We start from the raw sequence: 18,016 nt of genomic DNA, 5'->3' as shown, positions 1-18,016 counted from the left end.
ATCGGGCCGCATCATAGGCCTCAGCCTCGCCGGAGGATCAATTGGCCCATCGTTGCATCGACACGCGACGCAAGCGATGGAACAGCCCCCGCGGCCGTTGCTACACGTGAAGCGGATGTCCGAGCGCCTTGAAGGCAGCCTCCTGGAACGCCTCGCTCCTGGTGGGGTGAGCATGGATCGTGCCCGCGACATCCTCCAGGCGCGCGCCCATCTCGATCGCAAGACCGAAGGCCGCGGACAGTTCGGCGATGCCCTGACCGACCGCCTGGATGCCGAGCACCAGATGGTTGTCGGCCCGTGCGACCACCCGCACGAAACCATCTTCGGCGAATGTCGTCATGGCCCGCCCGTTCGCCGAGAATGGGAAAATCCCGACCCGGATGTCGGCTCCGGACGTCTGGGTATCGTCCGGGGACATGCCGACCGCGACGATTTCGGGATCGGTGAAGCAGACGGCCGGAATGGCCCGCTTGTCCCAGACGCGCCGGTGCCCGGCGACGATCTCGGCCACCATCTCGCCCTGCGCGCTCGCGCGGTGAGCCAGCATCGGCTCTCCTGTCACGTCGCCGATGGCATAGATGCCGCGCATCGAGGTCTGGCACTTTTCATCGATCCGGATGAAGGGACCGTCCATGTCGAGGACCAACTCCTCCATGCCCCAGCCTCGCGTCACCGGTCTGCGGCCGACCGTCACGAGAATCCGGTCGGCGGCGAGCGACGCCTCGGAACCGCTCGCCGTTTCGACCAGCAGCGTGCCGCCCGCTTTCGTCAGCCCCTTCGCTTTCGCGCCTGTCATCACCTCGATGCCGAGCGCCTGCAGCCGCTTGCTCACGGGCCGCGTGAGCTCGCCGTCGTATTGCGGCAGGATGCGGGCCTGCGCCTCGACGATGGTGACCTTCGCGCCGAGTTTGGAGAAGGCGGTTCCCAGTTCAAGCCCGATATACCCGCCTCCGACGACGACGAGCCGGTCCGGAACCTCGGTCAGGGAGAGCGCCTCCGTGGACGAGATGACGGTCCCGCCGAAGGGAAGTCCCGGAAGTTCCACGGGTGCCGATCCCGTCGCGATCACGATTGTCTCGGCGCGGATGATCTGGCGGCCGGTTTCGGTATCCACCTCGACCGTCTTGCCGTCGCGAAAGCGCGCCTGTCCGTGGACCATCTTGACCTTGGCCCGCTTGAGCAGGCCGGAGACGCCGTTGGTGAGGCGGCCGACGACGGTGTCCTTCCAGGCGACGGTCTGGGTCAGATCGATCGCAGGCTTCGCGGCCGTGATGCCCAGGGCATTTCGCCCGGAGGCGAGATGCGCGATCCTGTCGTATTCCTCCGCCGCGTGGATGAGCGCCTTCGACGGAATGCAGCCCACGTTGAGGCAGGTTCCACCGGGTTTGTTCGCATCGACGATCACCGTGTCGAGGCCGAGTTGTCCGGCCCTGATGGCGCAGACATAGCCGCCCGGACCGGCCCCGATGACGAGGAGCTTGCAGGAGATGTCCTTCATCGGCGTCAGGCCTCCACGAAGATCATCGCGGGCGTCTCGAGCAGCGTCTTGATGCGCTGCACGAAGACAGCCGCATCCCATCCGTCGATGATGCGGTGATCGAACGCCGACGACAGGTTCATCATCTTGCGGGGAATGAAGGTCGACCCGTCCCAGACGGGGCGGACCGCGATCTTGTTCACGCCCACGATGGCGACCTCCGGGTAATTGATCACCGGCGTCGTGACGATGCCGCCCATGGAGCCGAGGGACGTGATGGTGATGGTTGAGCCGCTCAGTTCCTCGCGGGTGGCAAGTCCCGCCTTCGCGGCCTCGGCGAGGCGGTTCAGCTCCAGGGCGCAGCCCCAGAGATCGCGCGCCTCCGCGTGGCGGACGACCGGTACCATGAGACCCGCCCCGGTCTGCATCGCGATGCCGATGTGAACGCCGCCATGCTGATGAACCATGCCGGCCTCATCGTCATAGGTCGCGTTCAGATGCGGCTGTTCGGCAATGGCTTTGACCATGGCGCGCATCAGGAAAGGCAAGAGAGTGAGCTTGGGCCGGTCAGCCCGCTTGTTCGCGTTGAGAGCCGAGCGGAGATCCTCGAGCGCCGTCACGTCGACTTCCTCCACATAGGTGATGTGCGGAATGCGCGATTTCGCGATCGCCATCTTCTCCGCGATCTTCCGGCGCAGGCCGACCACCTTGATGTGCTGGACCGACGTGTCCGGAATAAGCCCCGGGGCTCTCGCGACCTCCGGGCCATGGGTGAGGAACGCATCCAGATCCTCGTGAGTGATCCGGCCGGCGGGACCGGTGCCCGGTACCTGCCGCAGATCGATTCCGGCCTCGCCGGCCCGCAGCCGGACGGCCGGCGAGGCGATCGGCTTTGCGCCCTCGCCGCGCGGCACCAGCGGCCGCCGCGTTCTCCCGGCGACGGCGCCTTGCATCTGCGCGACGGATCCGGCCGGGACCTGCCCGTTCTTCTCGATCACGGCTTTCGTGGGCTCGCCCGCGTCCTGGGCTGCGGACCGGACAGGTGGCGCCGCCGGCGCCGTCTCCGCGTCGCCGCCGCCGGTCGGCACGGCATCGTCGTTTCCCACCTTCAGACGGATCAGGGGGGAACCGATGGCCACCACGTCTCCGATTCCGGCGCCGAGCCAGACGACCTCGCCTTCGACGGGCGATGGAATCTCGACCGTCGCCTTGTCCGTCATGACGGCCGCGAGCACGTCGTCCTCGCGAACGATGTCGCCGACATTCACGTGCCATTCGACGAGCTCGGCCTCGGCGATGCCTTCGCCGACATCGGGCATCTTGATCAGGTGCTCGCCCATTCAGGCCTCCATCGCCTCGACCAGGGCGCGCCCGACGCGGACGGGGCCCGGGAAGTAATCCCACTCCTGCGCGTGCGGATAGGGCGTGTCCCATCCGGTCACCCGGGAGATCGGCGCTTCCAGATGGAAGAAGCAGGCCTCCTGAACGAGCGCGGCGAGCTCGGCCCCGAAGCCGGAGGTGAGAGTCGCCTCATGGACGATCACGCAACGGCCGGTCTTCCTGACGGAAGCAGCAATCGTTTCCAGATCGAGAGGGATCAGCGTCCGCAGATCGATGATCTCCGCATCGATGCCGGTTTCGGCCGCCGCAGCCTGAGCGACGTAGACCATCGTCCCATAGGCCAGCATGGTCACCGCCGCCCCCGTGCGGACGATCGAGGCCTTGCCGAGCGGCAGGGTGAAATGACCGCCCGGCACTTCGCTGAGCTCGTGCTTCGACCAGGGCGTGACGGGACGCTCGTAATGGCCGTCGAAGGGACCGTTATAGAGGCGCTTCGGCTCCAGGAAGATCACCGGGTCCGGATCTTCGATGGCGGCGATCAGCAGACCCTTGGCGTCATGCGGATTCGACGGGACGACCGTCTTGAGACCCGCCACGTGCGTGAACAGCGCCTCGGGACTCTGGCTGTGGGTCTGACCGCCGAAGATGCCGCCGCCGGTCGGCATGCGGATGACGAGGGGGCACGTGAACTCGCCGTTCGAGCGATAGCGCAGCCGCGCCGCCTCGGACACGATCTGATCGTAGGCCGGATACATGTAATCGGCGAACTGGATCTCGATGCAGGGCCTCAGGCCGTAGGCCGCCATGCCGATGGCGGTTCCGACGATGCCGGATTCGCTGATCGGCGCATCGAAGCAGCGGCTCTTTCCGTATTTCTGCTGAAGGCCCGCCGTGCAGCGGAAGACACCGCCGAAATAGCCCACATCCTCCCCGAAGACCACGACCTTCTCGTCGCGCGCCATCATCACGTCCATCGCGTCGCGGATCGCCTCGATCATCGTCATCCGCGCCATGGCTCACACTCCCGCCTGCTGACGCTGACGGCGCAGATGCGGCGGCATCTCGGCATAGACGCCGTCGAACATGTCCCGGGCGGAGGGTTTCCCGCCCGCATGAAGCGTGCCGTAGCTCTCCGCCTCCTTCTGGGCGGCGATCACCGTATCGAGGATCTCGGCCTCCGCCTGCTTGTGCCGCTCCTCCGACCAGACACCGCGCAGGATCAGGTGGTTTTTCAGGCGGATGACCGGATCGCCGAGGGGCCAGGCGTCGGATTCCGTTTTCGGACGGTAGGCCGAGGGATCGTCCGACGTCGAATGCGCGCCGGCCCGGTAGGTCACATACTCGACAAGGGTCGGGCCGAGATTGCGCCGGGCGCGCTCGATGGCCCATTTCGCCACCGCGTAAACGGCCAGATAGTCGTTGCCGTCGACCCTAAGAGAGGGGATGCCGAAGCCGAGGCCGCGCGCCGCGAAAGTTCCGGCGCCGCCGCGGGCGATGCCCTGAAAGGTCGAGATCGCCCATTGGTTGTTGACGATGTTGAGAACCACCGGCGCCTTATAGGTCGAGGCGAAAACGAGAGCGGCGTGAAAATCCGATTCCGCCGTCGAACCGTCTCCGATCCAGGCCGCCGCGATCTTGGTGTCGTTGCTGATCGCCGAGGCCATCGCCCATCCGACGGCCTGCACGTATTGCGTCGCGAGATTGCCCGATATCGTGAAGAAGCCGTGTTCCTTGGACGCGTACATGACGGGCAGCTGGCGGCCCTTCAGGGGATCGCGCGCATTCGAATAGACCTGGCACATCATGTCGACCATGGAATAGCCGTCGGCGATCAGCAATCCCGCCTGCCGGTAGGTCGGGAAGTTCATGTCGCCCGGCGAAAGCGCCTTGCGGAAGGCGCAGCTGATGGCCTCCTCGCCCAGATGCTGCATGTAGAACGACGTCTTGCCCTGGCGCTGGGCGATCAGCATGCGCGCGTCGAAGGTGCGCAGCGTCATCATGTGTCGCATGCCCTCGACGAGGTCGTCGTCGCCGAGCAGTCCCGCCCAGGGGCCGACCGCCTCGCCGTTTCGATTGAGAACGCGAATGATCGAGAAGGCGAGATCGCGGATGGTTTCAGGATCCACCTCTATTTCAGGACGCGGAACCGCTCCGGCCTTGGGGATCTTCACATTCGAGAAGTCTGGAGTTCCGCCCGGACGGACCGCCGGTTCGGGCACGTGAAGGCTCAGTGGTTCGGTTTCGACCATGACGTTGCGCAGCCCCTGATCGTTCCTGCCCTGCGGCAGGTCCTTCCCGTCGATATAGGCCGCTCCTGCGCGGCGGACAGATGAGCGTGGCGAATAGCGTCGATCCTTTCGCCTCCATGACCGCTCGCGCATCGTGCGGCCCTTCGGGTCCGCTCGAACGATGCGCTGTTCTATAGGGGGAGCATCGACGTCCCGTTAACCATGACCCGGACTTGAGCGCTCCCACATGGAGCCCGAGGCGGCCGGGACCGTTCTCTGCAGAAGAAACCCGTCCGATGTTCGAGGAGACGCCGATGTTCAGGAACGCCCTCCCCTTTGCCGTCCTCGCCCTCCCGATCGTCATGACGGCCGGGGCGCCGGCACGGGCGGCAAGCTTCGACTGCGCGAAGGCCGAAACGCTCGACGAGAAGGCCATCTGCGCGGACCGCCGGCTGAACGACGACGATGTCGAGATGTCGGTTCTCTATTCGCAGCTCAAGCCCCTTCTCGGCATGGGGGCTCGCGGAGATCTGGAGGACGAACAGGTCGCCTGGCTCAAGCGCCGTGCGGCCTGCAGGGACGACCGCGCCTGCCTGGGCAACGCCTATGAGGACCGGCTCCGACAGCTGAGAGGCGGCTTCGAGGCCCTTGCCAGGAGAGGCCCCTTCTGAGCCCTGTCACCCTAGAGCATCGGACCCAAAAGTGGATTCCACTTTTCCGCACGATGCGCTAGCGCCTCTTGCGGACCCGGCGGGCCGGGAACGGCCGTTATAACGGATCCCGTCTTCAGGCGTGCCGTGGCGCACGCCCCTCCAGCCGCGAAAATGCCACGGTGCCGGGCCCTACTCTCCGGCCCAATGGAGGCAACATGCGCGCCATTTTCGCACTTCTCTGTCTGTTCTGCGGCTCGCCCGACGACGCCGCTGCGGAAAGTTTCGACGCCTCGCAGGAGCCGAAGGTGGAGAGATATCGCACGCTCCTGTCCGAGCTCGCGTCATCGACCATGGTCTCGAGGGCGGAAGCCCCGATCGATCTGCCGGACGGTCTCAAGGAAGCCATCGAAGCCTGGACAGGAGAGCTGGACTGACCGCGCGTTTCAGGAAGTCCACCCCCAGGCCCGCTCCATGCCCTTGCGGAAGGTCTACAGCATCGGGTGTGACATCGGCCCCCATCCGATGCAGTCGGTCCCCGGTCTCGAGCATCTTGTCGCGCAAAACCGGTGCCCACTTCCCGCGCCCGATGCTCCAAAGAGCCCATCCATGTCACCTCGTCTGGTGGAGATAGGCGGGATCGAACTCACCGGCATTCTGGAGCGCCTCCCAATCCGGAATGGCCAAGGCGCCTCCCCGCAGGACGATCAGCCCCTCGGCCCTGAGATCCTGCAGCACACGGTTCACGTGCACGGTCGACAGGCCCAGGGCATCGGCCAGTTCGTTCTGCGTCACCGGCAGGTGGTACCCCTTGTCCCTGGTCAGATCGACGACGCTCAAGCGCATCTGAAGCTCGCACAGGAGATGGGCCATGCGCTGAAATGCGGTTCGGCGTCCGATGGAGATCATCCACTCGCGGAAAATGGCCGCATCGACCAGGGTGTCGCGCCAGAAAAGATCGGCGAGATTGGGGTAGCGCCTCAGCAGATGCTGCAAATTCTGGTGGGAGATCAGAACCACGTGGCTCGTCACAAGAGTGCCGACGCTGTGGTCCATCACCCTGAGATGGAGGCTCTGGAGGTCCGGGAAGTCGCCCGGAATGTAGAATCCCATGATCTGCCGTTTGCCATCGGGAAGGATCTTGTAGCGGCAGACGAAGCCATCGAGGACGAGGCAGCAATCGGAGGGACGGTCGCCGTCCTGAACGATGTCGGTATCGGCCTCGAACACCTTCGTCACCTGGGGCAGATCGAGGATTGCCTGTTTCTCCTCGTCCGACAGCCTTCCGATCGCTTCCAGCTTCCGGAGGAGCGGATGTTGCGTCACCTGCATGTTCGGTGCGAGATTCATCGAGCGCCTCCAGCCCCCCTCAAGCGTCGCTGAGCGACAGGCATCGCTCACGGCGGCTCCGGTCGTTCTCTCGGATATCGCATCCACCACCCCGTCACTATAGCATCAGTGCCGCCGGGTCCGCTCACCCGATGCCCTAGCGGTGGGGATGGAACGGCTCATGCCGCGCCAGCTCCTGCAGGATCAGGTCTCTGTGACTATACCATGATGCGAGGGTCTCTTGTAGGATCAGGAGATGTCGCTCCGCCTCGCCGGTATCACGGCCGTCCCGGCGCAGTTCCTCGACCAGGAGCGTCTGGCGCGTGACGCGCCTCTCGCCCTCGGCGATATCCCGCTCGGCCCTGGCAAGGTGCTCTCTTTCGGCGACGGGATCAGCCATGACCTGCTCATGCAGGGCTCCGGGCCCTGAAGGAAGGACGTTTTCGGGCGGCCCGGGTTCCAAGTCAGCCCGAATGGCTGCCGTCCGGGACTTTCGGCGGAACTGAGGCAGCAGCCCGATGTTGCCTCCGCGACAGTTTGCAGCGAGGGCCACCCATGAGCGGCAATCGGGACATCATCGTCATTGGAGGCTCCTCGGGGGCGACGGCCCCCCTCAAGGCCATTCTCGGCGCGCTCCCGGCAGACCTGCCGGCCGCCGTCTTCATCGTCATGCATATTCCCGCCCGCAGCATCGGCATCCTGTCGACCGTCGCCTCCGCCGCAGGCTCCCTGCCGGTCCGTCAGGCGACGGACGGGATGCTCATCGAGCAGGGAAACGTCTACCTCGCGGCCCCCGATCATCACCTCATTCTGACCAAGGGCCACATGAGGCTCGGCCGCGGTCCGCGGGAGAACATGGCAAGGCCGGCCATCGATCCCCTCTTCCGGTCGGCGGCGGTGGCCTATGGCTCCCGGGTCATCGGAGTGATCCTGAGCGGCCTTCTCAATGACGGAGCCTCCGGCCTGGAGGCCGTCAAGCGCTGCGGCGGCGTCGCCATCGTCCAGGATCCGGCCGACGCCATTGCCGACGAGATGCCCCGGAGCGCGCTTGAAGCCGTGACGGTCGACCTCCTGGTCCCGAGCGTGACGATGGGCGATGTCTTGTCCGATCTCGCCCGCGAAGCGGCCGGCCCCAATTTTCCGGCTCCGCCCGACATCCGCCTCGAGGTGGCGATCGCCGCAGGGGAAAGAGTCGATTCCGAGGTCCTCGGTCAATTCTCCGATCCGGCTGCGCTCACCTGCCCCAGCTGCGGTGGCTCTCTCTCCAAGGTCCGGGAAGCCAAGCCCCTCCGTTTCCGGTGTCAGGTCGGTCATGCGTTCACGGCCGACATTCTGGCCAAGCAGCAGGAGAATGCGGTCGACGAGGCGCTGCGGGTCGCCCTGCGCATCATCGAGGAACGGGCCGAGCTGGTCTCCCGCATGGCCGAGGACGGGCGGCGGAGCGGCCGCAAGGCCGTGGCCGAGATGTACGGAGAGCGCGCCGCCGAATACCGCCGATATGCCGACACCCTCCGGCGAGCGGTTCTGCAATCCATGGAGCCGTCCGGATCGCTGGTCGACGAGGGCGCCGACATTCCGATCGGATAGGTCGACCGGCAGCGGCTTTGAGAGATGGCGCGTTTCCTCCTAATATGGCAAATCCTCTCCCGAGCAGGGATTTTCGACATTGGCCCCCAACAAGAAGAAGAGCGCGTCTCCTCCCAAAATCCCTGAGGGCAGCCCTCAGAACAGAGACATCTCCGCGAAACTGATCGTTGCGGTCGGGGCTTCGGGGGCGAACGGCCAGCCGGTCGAGCGTTTTCTGGCTGAGATGAAGCTGGACAGCGGCATCACGGTCGTCCTCGTCTTTCAGCACCGGGAGGCCTTGGACGAGGAGCGGTTCAGGCAGAACCTGGCGGAGCACGGGCGCCAACTGGTCCTGGCCACCAATGGCACTCCCGTGGAACCCGGCCGGATCTACTGGCCGGAGGCCAACAGGATCCTGACCCTCGAGAACGGGCATTTCGCCAGCCGGACCGCCCAGGAGCCTCCAGGCGAGCGCGGGACCATCGACAGCTTTTTCGTGTCGGTCGCGCAGGATTCGGAGAATGGCGGACAGGAGCGGCAGATTGCCGGCGTCATCCTGTCCGGGACCGATGGAGACGGAACGCTGGGCATCACGGCCATCAAGGAGGCCGGCGGCCTGACCCTGGCCGAGGAAAGCGACGACATCCCGCAGGAAGGCATCGCGGTCAACCACAATCCCAGCGCCATCGTCGACTTCGTTCTGCCGCCCGAGCCGCTGGCGCAGCGCGTGATGCTCTATGCAAAGCACCTCGCCCGCTACAGTGAGGCGGCTCAAATCGCGACCGAAGGCACCGCGATTTCAGACGCGCTCGCAAGCATCGCGACGATTATCCGCAACAAGACCGGACACGACTTCCACGGCTACAAGCCCAATACGTTCCTCAGGCGCGTCCAGCGCCGCATGCAGGTCGTCCAGGCCGAAACCATCGATGCTTATATCGAAGTGCTGCGGGCGCAGGGAGACGAGGCCCAGAATCTCTTCAACGATCTCCTGATCGGCGTGACCCAGTTCTTCCGGGATCCCCGGGAGTTCGAGCTTTTGGAAAGCCAGATCGTCCCCAAGCTGTTCGAGGGCAAGACCCGCAGCGACAATATTCGGATCTGGGTTCTCGGCTGTTCCACGGGCGAGGAGGCCTATTCCATCGGCATTCTCCTGCGCGAGCACATGGCCAAACTCGACGCGGTGCCGCATGTCCAGATTTTCGCGACCGATATCGATGGCCGCGCCCTCACGGCCGCCCGGGTCGGGCGTTATACGGAGGCCATCGCGAAGGACATGACGCCCGAGCGCCTGGCGCGCTGGTTCATCAAGGAAGGCAATACCTACTGCGTGGTCAAAGAGCTGCGGGAAATGTGCATCTTCTCGCAGCACAGCGTCCTCAAGGATGCGCCGTTCTCGCGGCTCGACATGATCTCATGCCGCAACCTGCTGATCTATCTCAACGCCGACCTTCAGGACCGGGTGATCCCCCTCTTCCACTTCGCCCTCCGCCCAGGCGGATTCCTGTTCCTCGGGAATTCGGAGAACATCTCGCGTCACACGCGGCTGTTCGCTCCCGTGGATCGGGGCTTTCGCATCTTCCAGCGCATCGAGACGACGGCCAGGATTTTGCCGGACTTTCCCTTCACCGCCGTGGACCGGCGACCGGCGGAGCACTCCGCGCCGTTGCGCCCGCGCACGATCGAAGGCAGCCTGACCCGCAAGGCCGAGAGTATCGCCGAACGCTATGCTCCTGCTTATGTGGTGACCGACGACAATTTCGACGTCCTGCACTTCTCCGGCAGGATGGGCCGCTACATCGAGCCCGCCGGCGGCGCGGCGACACTCAATCTGTTGAACCTCGTCCATAGCGATCTGCGCCTCAACCTGCGCACGGCTCTGACCGAGGCGGCCGAAAAGCAACAGACCGTCCAGGTCACGGGGCTCACAATCGGCATCAATGGCGGCCGGCTGCTCGCTGACGTCGTCGTCGAACCCATCCGGGATCAACCCAATTCGCGACCCGGATACGTGGTGATCTTCAAGGACAGTCCGGCTCGTCCGGAGGAGGAGGAGGGGCGCGGCGCACCGGGCACCCTCCGGCACGACGAGCGTGTCCAGCGGCTCGAAGAGGAACTGCGGGTCACCCGCGAGCGGCTTCAGGCGACCATCGAGGAGCTGGAGAGCACTAACGAAGAGCTGAAATCCTCGAACGAGGAATACCAGTCTCTGAACGAGGAGCTCCAGTCGGCCAACGAGGAGCTCGAAACATCCAAGGAAGAGCTGCAATCGGTCAACGAGGAGCTGACCACGGTCAATGGCGAGCTGGCACATCGCGTTCAGGAACTCGCGCGCTCCAACAGCGATCTGAAGAACCTCCTCGAAAGCACCCAGATCGCGACGGTCTTCCTCGACAACGAGCAGCGGGTGATGAACTTCACGCCCGCCGTGGCCGAGATTTTCCATCTGGTCGAAACCGATATCGGGCGCCCCATAGCCCACATCAAATCCCGCATCGCCTATGACGACCTGCAGGAGGACGTCCGCCGCGTGATGCGGACGCTCGGCAGCGTGGAGCGCGATATCGGCGACCCGGCGACCGGGACCCGCTACATGATCCGGGTCCTCCCCTACCGCAGCATCGACAACTATATCGGCGGCGCAGTGGTGACGTTCACGGACGTGACCCCCCTCACCCGCGCGCAACAGGCTCTCCGCGAGAGCGAGGAGCGGTTCCGCGCCATGGCGGAGCAGGTCGAGGTCGGCATCGCGATGGCGGATCGGGATGGACGCCTGATCTACGTCAACGACCGATATTGCGCGATCGTCGGAAAGGCCCGCGAACAGATCATCGGCCATTCGATCGAGGAGCTGACCTATCCCGAGGACTGGCCACGCAACAAGTCGCTGGTGGAACAGACGCTCTCGGGCGGCGAACCCTTCGTGCTCGAGAAGCGGCACCAGCGGCCCGACGGCTCCATTGTCTGGGTGCGAAACAGCGTCAACGCCCGCCGCGATGCGAACGGGACTATCGTGGGCGGCGTCACCGTGGCGATCGACCTGACGGAACGCGTCCGCGCCGAGGAAGCGCTGCGCGAAAGCGAAAAGCGGACCAAGCGTCTCCTGGCGGAGCTGCAGCATCGTGTGCGCAACACGCTGTCTGTCGTCCGCTCCATTGCCAGGAGGACCGCCGCGACGAGCGAAACGATCGAGGACTATGCCATGCATCTCGAAGGGCGCATCGACTCCTTCGCCCGCACCCAGACCATGGCGACGAGATCCGCCGATAACGGCGTCAATCTCGAGGAACTCGTGCGGGACGAGTTGCTGGCGCATACGGTCCAGGACGAGAAAACGGCTCGCGTCGACGGCCCCCCCGTACGCCTCACGGCGGAGACCGCGGAGACGTTGGGGCTGGCCGTGCATGAGCTGGCGACCAACGCCGTCAAATATGGGGCTCTCTCCGAGAAGGGCGGCCATATCGAGGTGATCTGGCGGATCGATGGGAACGATGGGAACGACGAGCAGAAGAAGCTCAGGCTGGAGTGGCGGGAAAACGGTGTTTCCCCGGCCAACGTCACTCCTCGGCGGCGAGGTTTCGGTTCGGAGCTGATCGAGCGCACGCTTCCCTACGAGCTCGCGGCGCACACGGAGCTGGACTTCACGGCGGATGGCGTCCGCTGCATCATCGAATTGCCGCTCAACGAGCAGACTGCCGTGCTGCGCCTCGTGGCGGGCGCGGATGAGTTCGCGGGAGGAGAGGAACTTCACGCGCAAGACCGGAGCCTTCAAGGCTGACAGCTCCTGCCGGCCGCTTTGGTATTTCGCGGCTAGAACATCGATCCCAAAAGTGGAATCCACTTTTGGGATCGATCCGATGCTCCACTTCTTAAAGAGCGCATCGTTCAGAGCGGACCCGAAGGGCCACGTTCGTGAAAACCGGGGGCACTTTTCGCTCGCGCGCCCCCCGTCGGGTCCGCACGATGCGCTAGTCCTCACCCATTCCACGCAGGATTTCGCGTTTTCCGGCGTGATTGGCGGGCCCGACGATGCCTTCCTGCTCCATGCGCTCCATGAGCGAGGCGGCGCGGTTGTACCCGATCTGCAGCCGGCGCTGGATGTAGCTCGTCGACGCCTTCTTGTGCCGGAGCACAATCCCGACAGCCTGCTCGTAGATGTCCGATGCTCCCAAGCCCACATCGTCATCCTCGGCAGGAAGCTCCGGCGCATCGAGGTCCTCGGTCTCCTCATCATCGGCCGTCACGGCATCGAGGTAGACCGGCTCGCCCTGGCGCTTGAGGTGGTTGACGACCTTTTCCACCTCCTCGTCGGAGCAGAAGGGGCCGTGGACGCGGGTGATGCGTCCGCCGCCGGCCATGTAGAGCATGTCGCCCTGGCCGAGCAGCTGTTCGGCGCCCATTTCGCCCAGGATCGTGCGGCTGTCGATCTTGGACGTGACCTGGAACGAGATGCGGGTCGGGAAGTTGGCCTTGATCGTGCCGGTGATCACGTCGACCGAGGGACGTTGCGTCGCCAGGATCACGTGGATGCCGGCGGCGCGCGCCATCTGGGCGAGGCGCTGGATCGCGCCTTCGATCTCCTTGCCGGCCACCATCATCAGGTCGGCCATCTCGTCCACGATCACCACGATGTAGGGAAGAGACGTCAGGTCCATGACCTCTTCCGTGTACATCAGCTCGCCGGTGTCCTTGTCGAAGCCCGTCTGAACGGTTCTCGTGATGACCTCTCCCTTCTCGCGCGCCTCGTTCACGCGGGCGTTGAAGCCGTCGATGTTGCGCACGCCCAGTCGCGCCATCTTCTTGTAGCGGTCCTCCATCTCGCGCACGGCCCAGCGCAAGGCGATGATCGCCTTCTTCGGGTCGGTCACGACCGGCGTGAGCAGGTGCGGGATGCCGTCATAGACGGACAATTCGAGCATCTTCGGATCGACCATGATCAGGCGGCACTGCTCCGGGGTGAAGCGGTAGAGCAGCGACAGGATCATGGTGTTGATCGCCACCGACTTGCCCGAGCCGGTCGTGCCGGCGACCAGCAGGTGCGGCATGCGGGCGAGATCGGCGATCACCGGCTCGCCCCCGATCGTCTTGCCGAGGCACAGGGGCATTTTTTGCGTCGAGCCTGTGAACGCCTCCGATTCCAGGATCTCGCGCAGGTAAACGGTCTCGCGAGCCTCGTTCGGCAGCTCGACGCCAATGGCATTGCGGCCGGGGATCACGGCCACGCGGGCCGACACCGCGCTCATCGAGCGGGCAATATCCTCGGAGAGCGCGATCACGCGCGACGACTTGACCCCTGGGGCGGGCTCGAGCTCGTAGAGCGTGACGACGGGCCCCGGTCGAACATGGATGACCTCGCCCTTTACGCCGAAGTCGCGGATGACCTTCTCGACCCGGCCCGCCCTCTGCTCGAGGATGTCCTCGGTGAGAACGTCGCCTTCCGTCTCGGGCGGCTCGGCCAGCAGCGTGACATCGGGAAGCTCGTAGCCTGCACTCCTCACGCGCTCCGGTGCGGGAAACTCGATGACTCGGGCGACGGGGGCGGAGGCAGGCGGGGCTGCGACCTCGGCAGCGCCGTGGCCAGCATCCGCCCCTGTCTCCATGGTCTCTTCCAAAACCGGCCGCGGCGTTGCGGCCGGTGCGACCTCGTCCCCGTAAAGGGCCAGATAGCCCGGATCGAACGCGTCCACGGACGGCTCGGCTGCGGGCTCCGCCGCCTCGGGCACAGGCGTCTCCTCAAGCTCGCTCCATTCGGACACGTCCTCCGAGATATTTTCCTCTGAGATATCCTGCTCCGGGAGATCCTGCTCCGGGAGTTCCTCGAACCGGGCGGACGCCTCCTCGTCCTCGTCGGCGAAGCTGTCTTCGGCAACGGCATCCTCCACCGACAGGTCCGCGACGGATCCGAGCTTGAACGAGATTGTGGTCCGATAGAGGCCGGACTGGAACGCGAAGGCGGAAAAGCCCGGTCGCGAAGTGTCGACGGGCACCGGCAGTCGCAGCTCGAGCCCGATCGCGTGATCAGGAGTCGGCGCCTCGGCTTCCAGACGGTCTGCCGACAGCTCTTCGGTCATGGCATCGAGAGGGGCCGAGCCGAGGTCCGGGTTCTCGGCCACGATCTCCACGTCGGAAGCCTCGGATGTCGCCTCATGAGTCGGCACTTCGGCCGTTTCAGGGCTCGACGCCGGCGCATCCGCCTTTTCCCTCTCGGGCATCGCGGCGGCCTGTCCGGCAACGATGGAAGGTTCGGCTTTGGATGGGGATGGAGAAAAAATTGTCGACTTGGTTTCCATGGCCGCCCGCAACCGCTCCAGCCGCGTCCGGATCGCCTCTTCGCACGACCGGTCCGCGGCCCGCGCGAGGCGAACGGCGTTCATGGCCTCGCTGGCCGGAAGAGCCACGACATTGGTCTCGGGCTGCTTTTTGATGTAACGGTCGGGGGTGCGCGTCGCTCTCACATCCTTGTCGAGGGCGAAGGCCTTCCACCAGCCGGGCTCGGTCTCCCCGGTGGACGACCAGGGGGCCTCCCACACGGTTCGATCATGTCCCGTCTGCGTCGAATCGGCCCGCTCGTGAATCTCCGTTCGCATCTCGGGGATTCTGCCTTCTGGACGGGCTGTCGTTGCAACGAAGTCGTTGGGCTTAAATGGCTTACGCATGAGAGATGACAAATCTGCTGGAACTGGAAATCGGCACACCGACGGTGCGGTTAAGCCGGACTTTGGCCAACACGGGTAAAGACACCGTTAGTAAGCGGCGCGATCATGCTCGTTCCCGGTCCAACGCGAGAGCAATCGCCCGCCCTGCCCTCGGACCGCAGGTGGCCATCACTCCATGCCTTCTGGAGGAGTGCCGCATCGGCGACCCTTGAGGCCCCCCTGCCCTGTCGGTCAGTTCGGCATCTCGAGCGCGTGCTCTGGACACGGGAGGCCTTGCGGTGCCTGATGGTTTCCACTTGCAAAGCGGGGGAATTCGACTATGTGTCGCCTCCCCGCGCCGCCCCGACAGGTGGCGGGCGGCTTTTTTCGAATATGCTGACCGTCAGTTCCCGAGCCCTTGCCCGGGAGCGAGGTCATGTTGTCAGGCGAACCGCCTCCGGCCGTCGCAGGTTGGAGAGGCTCGCCCGAGATGTCGTGTTCGGCCTGATCCATGAGCCTTGTGGTTTTGCGGCGTGTTCCGCGGGACGGCTGGCTCCTCTGGAGGCAAATCCTGAGTATCGGTCGAGGTCCTTCGGGGCGTTCGACGGTTCGGCCTGGGCGACCTGCGTTGTCCGGGCGCGGTTTTGCTTGGCCTGTTCGATGACGTGCCGGACGAACACTGCGAAGATCTTTCGACTTTCTTTGCAGATGCCGGTTGACGGCGGCGGGACGATCGATTAGACAGCTCTTCATCGGCGGCGGCCTTCGGGACTGCCGCGTCGGCGAGGGTCCTTCGGGGCGTTTCGCTCCGGTCTTCGGACCGGGACTGGTCTTCGGACCGGGGTTTTGCTCTTTGACAAGTGAAGAAGGAAGAAGAAGCGCAGGCGGCGGTGTCCTTGCGGCGGCCCTTTGGGGCTGCTTTGAACAAGACATCGACCAGGTCTTGCGCTTTTGGTGAGTACACCGCTCCGGTTTTGGCCGGAGTGAGAGGTGCTCTGTCAATTTTGCGTTTTAAGACGAACAGTCGAGATCGAATTCTGAAGTTCAACTTGAGAGTTTGATCCTGGCTCAGAACGAACGCTGGCGGCAGGCTTAACACATGCAAGTCGAACGGGCCCTTCGGGGTCAGTGGCAGACGGGTGAGTAACGCGTGGGAACGTGCCCTTCAGTTCGGAATAACCCAGGGAAACTTGGGCTAATACCGGATACGTGCGAGAGCAGAAAGATTTATCGCTGAAGGATCGGCCCGCGTCTGATTAGCTGGTTGGTGGGGTAATGGCCCACCAAGGCGACGATCAGTAGCTGGTCTGAGAGGATGATCAGCCACATTGGGACTGAGACACGGCCCAAACTCCTACGGGAGGCAGCAGTGGGGAATATTGGACAATGGGCGCAAGCCTGATCCAGCCATGCCGCGTGAGTGATGACGGCCTTAGGGTTGTAAAGCTCTTTCGGCGGGGACGATAATGACGGTACCCGCAGAAGAAGCCCCGGCTAACTTCGTGCCAGCAGCCGCGGTAATACGAAGGGGGCTAGCGTTGTTCGGAATCACTGGGCGTAAAGGGCGCGTAGGCGGCTTTGTCAGTCGGGGGTGAAAGCCTGTGGCTCAACCACAGAATTGCCTTCGATACTGCAAGGCTTGAGACCGGAAGAGGTTAGTGGAACTGCGAGTGTAGAGGTGAAATTCGTAGATATTCGCAAGAACACCAGTGGCGAAGGCGGCTGACTGGTCCGGATCTGACGCTGAGGCGCGAAAGCGTGGGGAGCAAACAGGATTAGATACCCTGGTAGTCCACGCCGTAAACGATGAATGCCAGCCGTTGGCGAGCTTGCTCGTCAGTGGCGCAGCTAACGCTTTAAGCATTCCGCCTGGGGAGTACGGTCGCAAGATTAAAACTCAAAGGAATTGACGGGGGCCCGCACAAGCGGTGGAGCATGTGGTTTAATTCGAAGCAACGCGCAGAACCTTACCAGCCTTTGACATGTCCGGTATGGGGAGTGGAGACATTCCTCTTCAGTTCGGCTGGCCGGAACACAGGTGCTGCATGGCTGTCGTCAGCTCGTGTCGTGAGATGTTGGGTTAAGTCCCGCAACGAGCGCAACCCTCGCCCCTAGTTGCCATCATTGAGTTGGGCACTCTAGGGGGACTGCCGGTGATAAGCCGCGAGGAAGGTGGGGATGACGTCAAGTCCTCATGGCCCTTACGGGCTGGGCTACACACGTGCTACAATGGCGGTGACAATGGGCAGCGAACCCGCGAGGGGGAGCTAATCCCAAAAAGCCGTCTCAGTTCGGATTGCACTCTGCAACTCGAGTGCATGAAGGCGGAATCGCTAGTAATCGTGGATCAGAACGCCACGGTGAATACGTTCCCGGGCCTTGTACACACCGCCCGTCACACCATGGGAGTTGGTCTTACCCGACGGCGCTGCGCCAACCGCAAGGAGGCAGGCGACCACGGTAGGGTCAGCGACTGGGGTGAAGTCGTAACAAGGTAGCCGTAGGGGAACCTGCGGCTGGATCACCTCCTTTCTAAGGATGATCCCTCAAGGTCGGCATCTGCCGGTCTTCTCGGATCTCTTGGAACAAACAGGGTCAAGTCAGACCCTTCTTGCGGGACGCTGCCGTCTTCGCTTCTTCTTCTCCGGAAAACCCTGCCGTGTCGTGCGGCGGATCGGGCCTGTAGCTCAGGTGGTTAGAGCGCACCCCTGATAAGGGTGAGGTCGGACGTTCGAGTCGTCCCAGGCCCACCATTATTCTGGGGCCTCAGACGCCGGCGGCCACCTCCGT

General features: G+C 64.2%; 11 protein-coding genes, 1 tRNA gene and 1 rRNA gene. 6 read left to right on the top strand and 7 right to left on the bottom strand.

The features are described from left to right. Positions 1–100: 100 nt before the first annotated feature. From lpdA to RE429_RS04225, 4 genes are read right to left on the bottom strand one after another with little or no spacing between them, the layout of a single operon-like run. Positions 101–1,498, bottom strand: coding sequence for a dihydrolipoyl dehydrogenase (lpdA, locus tag RE429_RS04240; RefSeq protein ID WP_414473123.1), 1,398 nt, complete (start codon positions 1,496–1,498; stop codon positions 101–103). Between the two features lie 5 nt (positions 1,499–1,503). Beyond that, positions 1,504–2,817, bottom strand: coding sequence for a dihydrolipoamide acetyltransferase family protein (locus RE429_RS04235; protein WP_414473122.1), 1,314 nt, complete (start codon positions 2,815–2,817; stop codon positions 1,504–1,506). Next, the gene (locus RE429_RS04230) at positions 2,818–3,831 is read right to left on the bottom strand and encodes an alpha-ketoacid dehydrogenase subunit beta (protein ID WP_414473121.1); all 1,014 of its coding nucleotides are present in this window, start codon (positions 3,829–3,831) and stop codon (positions 2,818–2,820) included. A gap of 3 nt (positions 3,832–3,834) precedes the next feature. Continuing rightward, a complete protein-coding gene (locus tag RE429_RS04225; RefSeq protein ID WP_414474116.1) occupies positions 3,835–5,067 on the bottom strand; it encodes a 3-methyl-2-oxobutanoate dehydrogenase (2-methylpropanoyl-transferring) subunit alpha in 1,233 nt (410 codons plus the stop codon). A 293-nt stretch (positions 5,068–5,360) separates the two neighbouring features. Here RE429_RS04225 and RE429_RS04220 point away from each other — a divergent pair, with 293 nt between their 5' ends. Both RE429_RS04220 and RE429_RS04215 read left to right on the top strand, forming a co-directional pair. Beyond that, entirely contained in the window at positions 5,361–5,717 is a 357-nt protein-coding gene (locus RE429_RS04220; protein ID WP_414473120.1) for a lysozyme inhibitor LprI family protein, read from the top strand. A gap of 197 nt (positions 5,718–5,914) precedes the next feature. Next, positions 5,915–6,133: a hypothetical protein gene (locus RE429_RS04215; RefSeq protein WP_414473119.1), complete on the top strand. Its 219-nt coding sequence runs from the start codon at positions 5,915–5,917 to the stop codon at positions 6,131–6,133. A 175-nt stretch (positions 6,134–6,308) separates the two neighbouring features. Here RE429_RS04215 and RE429_RS04210 read toward each other — a convergent pair whose 3' ends face one another. Further along, positions 6,309–7,046 (bottom strand): Crp/Fnr family transcriptional regulator, encoded by a 738-nt coding sequence (locus tag RE429_RS04210; protein WP_414473118.1) that lies wholly within the window; start codon positions 7,044–7,046, stop codon positions 6,309–6,311. 136 nt (positions 7,047–7,182) lie between these two features. Beyond that, the gene (locus tag RE429_RS04205) at positions 7,183–7,425 is read right to left on the bottom strand and encodes a hypothetical protein (protein ID WP_414473117.1); all 243 of its coding nucleotides are present in this window, start codon (positions 7,423–7,425) and stop codon (positions 7,183–7,185) included. A 155-nt stretch (positions 7,426–7,580) separates the two neighbouring features. Between RE429_RS04205 and RE429_RS04200 the strand changes: the two genes are divergently transcribed. Then, the gene (locus tag RE429_RS04200) at positions 7,581–8,612 is read left to right on the top strand and encodes a chemotaxis protein CheB (RefSeq protein ID WP_414473116.1); all 1,032 of its coding nucleotides are present in this window, start codon (positions 7,581–7,583) and stop codon (positions 8,610–8,612) included. Between the two features lie 223 nt (positions 8,613–8,835). Further along, a complete protein-coding gene (locus tag RE429_RS04195) occupies positions 8,836–12,369 on the top strand; it encodes a CheR family methyltransferase (protein WP_414474115.1) in 3,534 nt (1,177 codons plus the stop codon). Positions 12,370–12,559: 190 nt separating this feature from the next. Here the strand turns inward: RE429_RS04195 and RE429_RS04190 are convergent, their stop codons facing one another. Further along, complete coding sequence (locus RE429_RS04190) at positions 12,560–15,178, bottom strand: DNA translocase FtsK (RefSeq protein ID WP_414473115.1); 2,619 nt, start codon at positions 15,176–15,178, stop codon at positions 12,560–12,562. A gap of 1,093 nt (positions 15,179–16,271) precedes the next feature. Here RE429_RS04190 and RE429_RS04185 point away from each other — a divergent pair. Both RE429_RS04185 and RE429_RS04180 read left to right on the top strand, forming a co-directional pair. Continuing rightward, positions 16,272–17,758: ribosomal RNA gene (locus RE429_RS04185) — 16S ribosomal RNA — on the top strand. Between the two features lie 144 nt (positions 17,759–17,902). Continuing rightward, positions 17,903–17,979: transfer RNA gene (locus tag RE429_RS04180), tRNA-Ile, on the top strand. Positions 17,980–18,016: the final 37 nt, after the last annotated feature.

Source organism: Microvirga sp. M2 (genome assembly GCF_047497095.1).
GTDB lineage: Bacteria > Pseudomonadota > Alphaproteobacteria > Rhizobiales > Beijerinckiaceae > Microvirga.
This window is presented reverse-complemented; position numbering and strand designations above follow the sequence as displayed.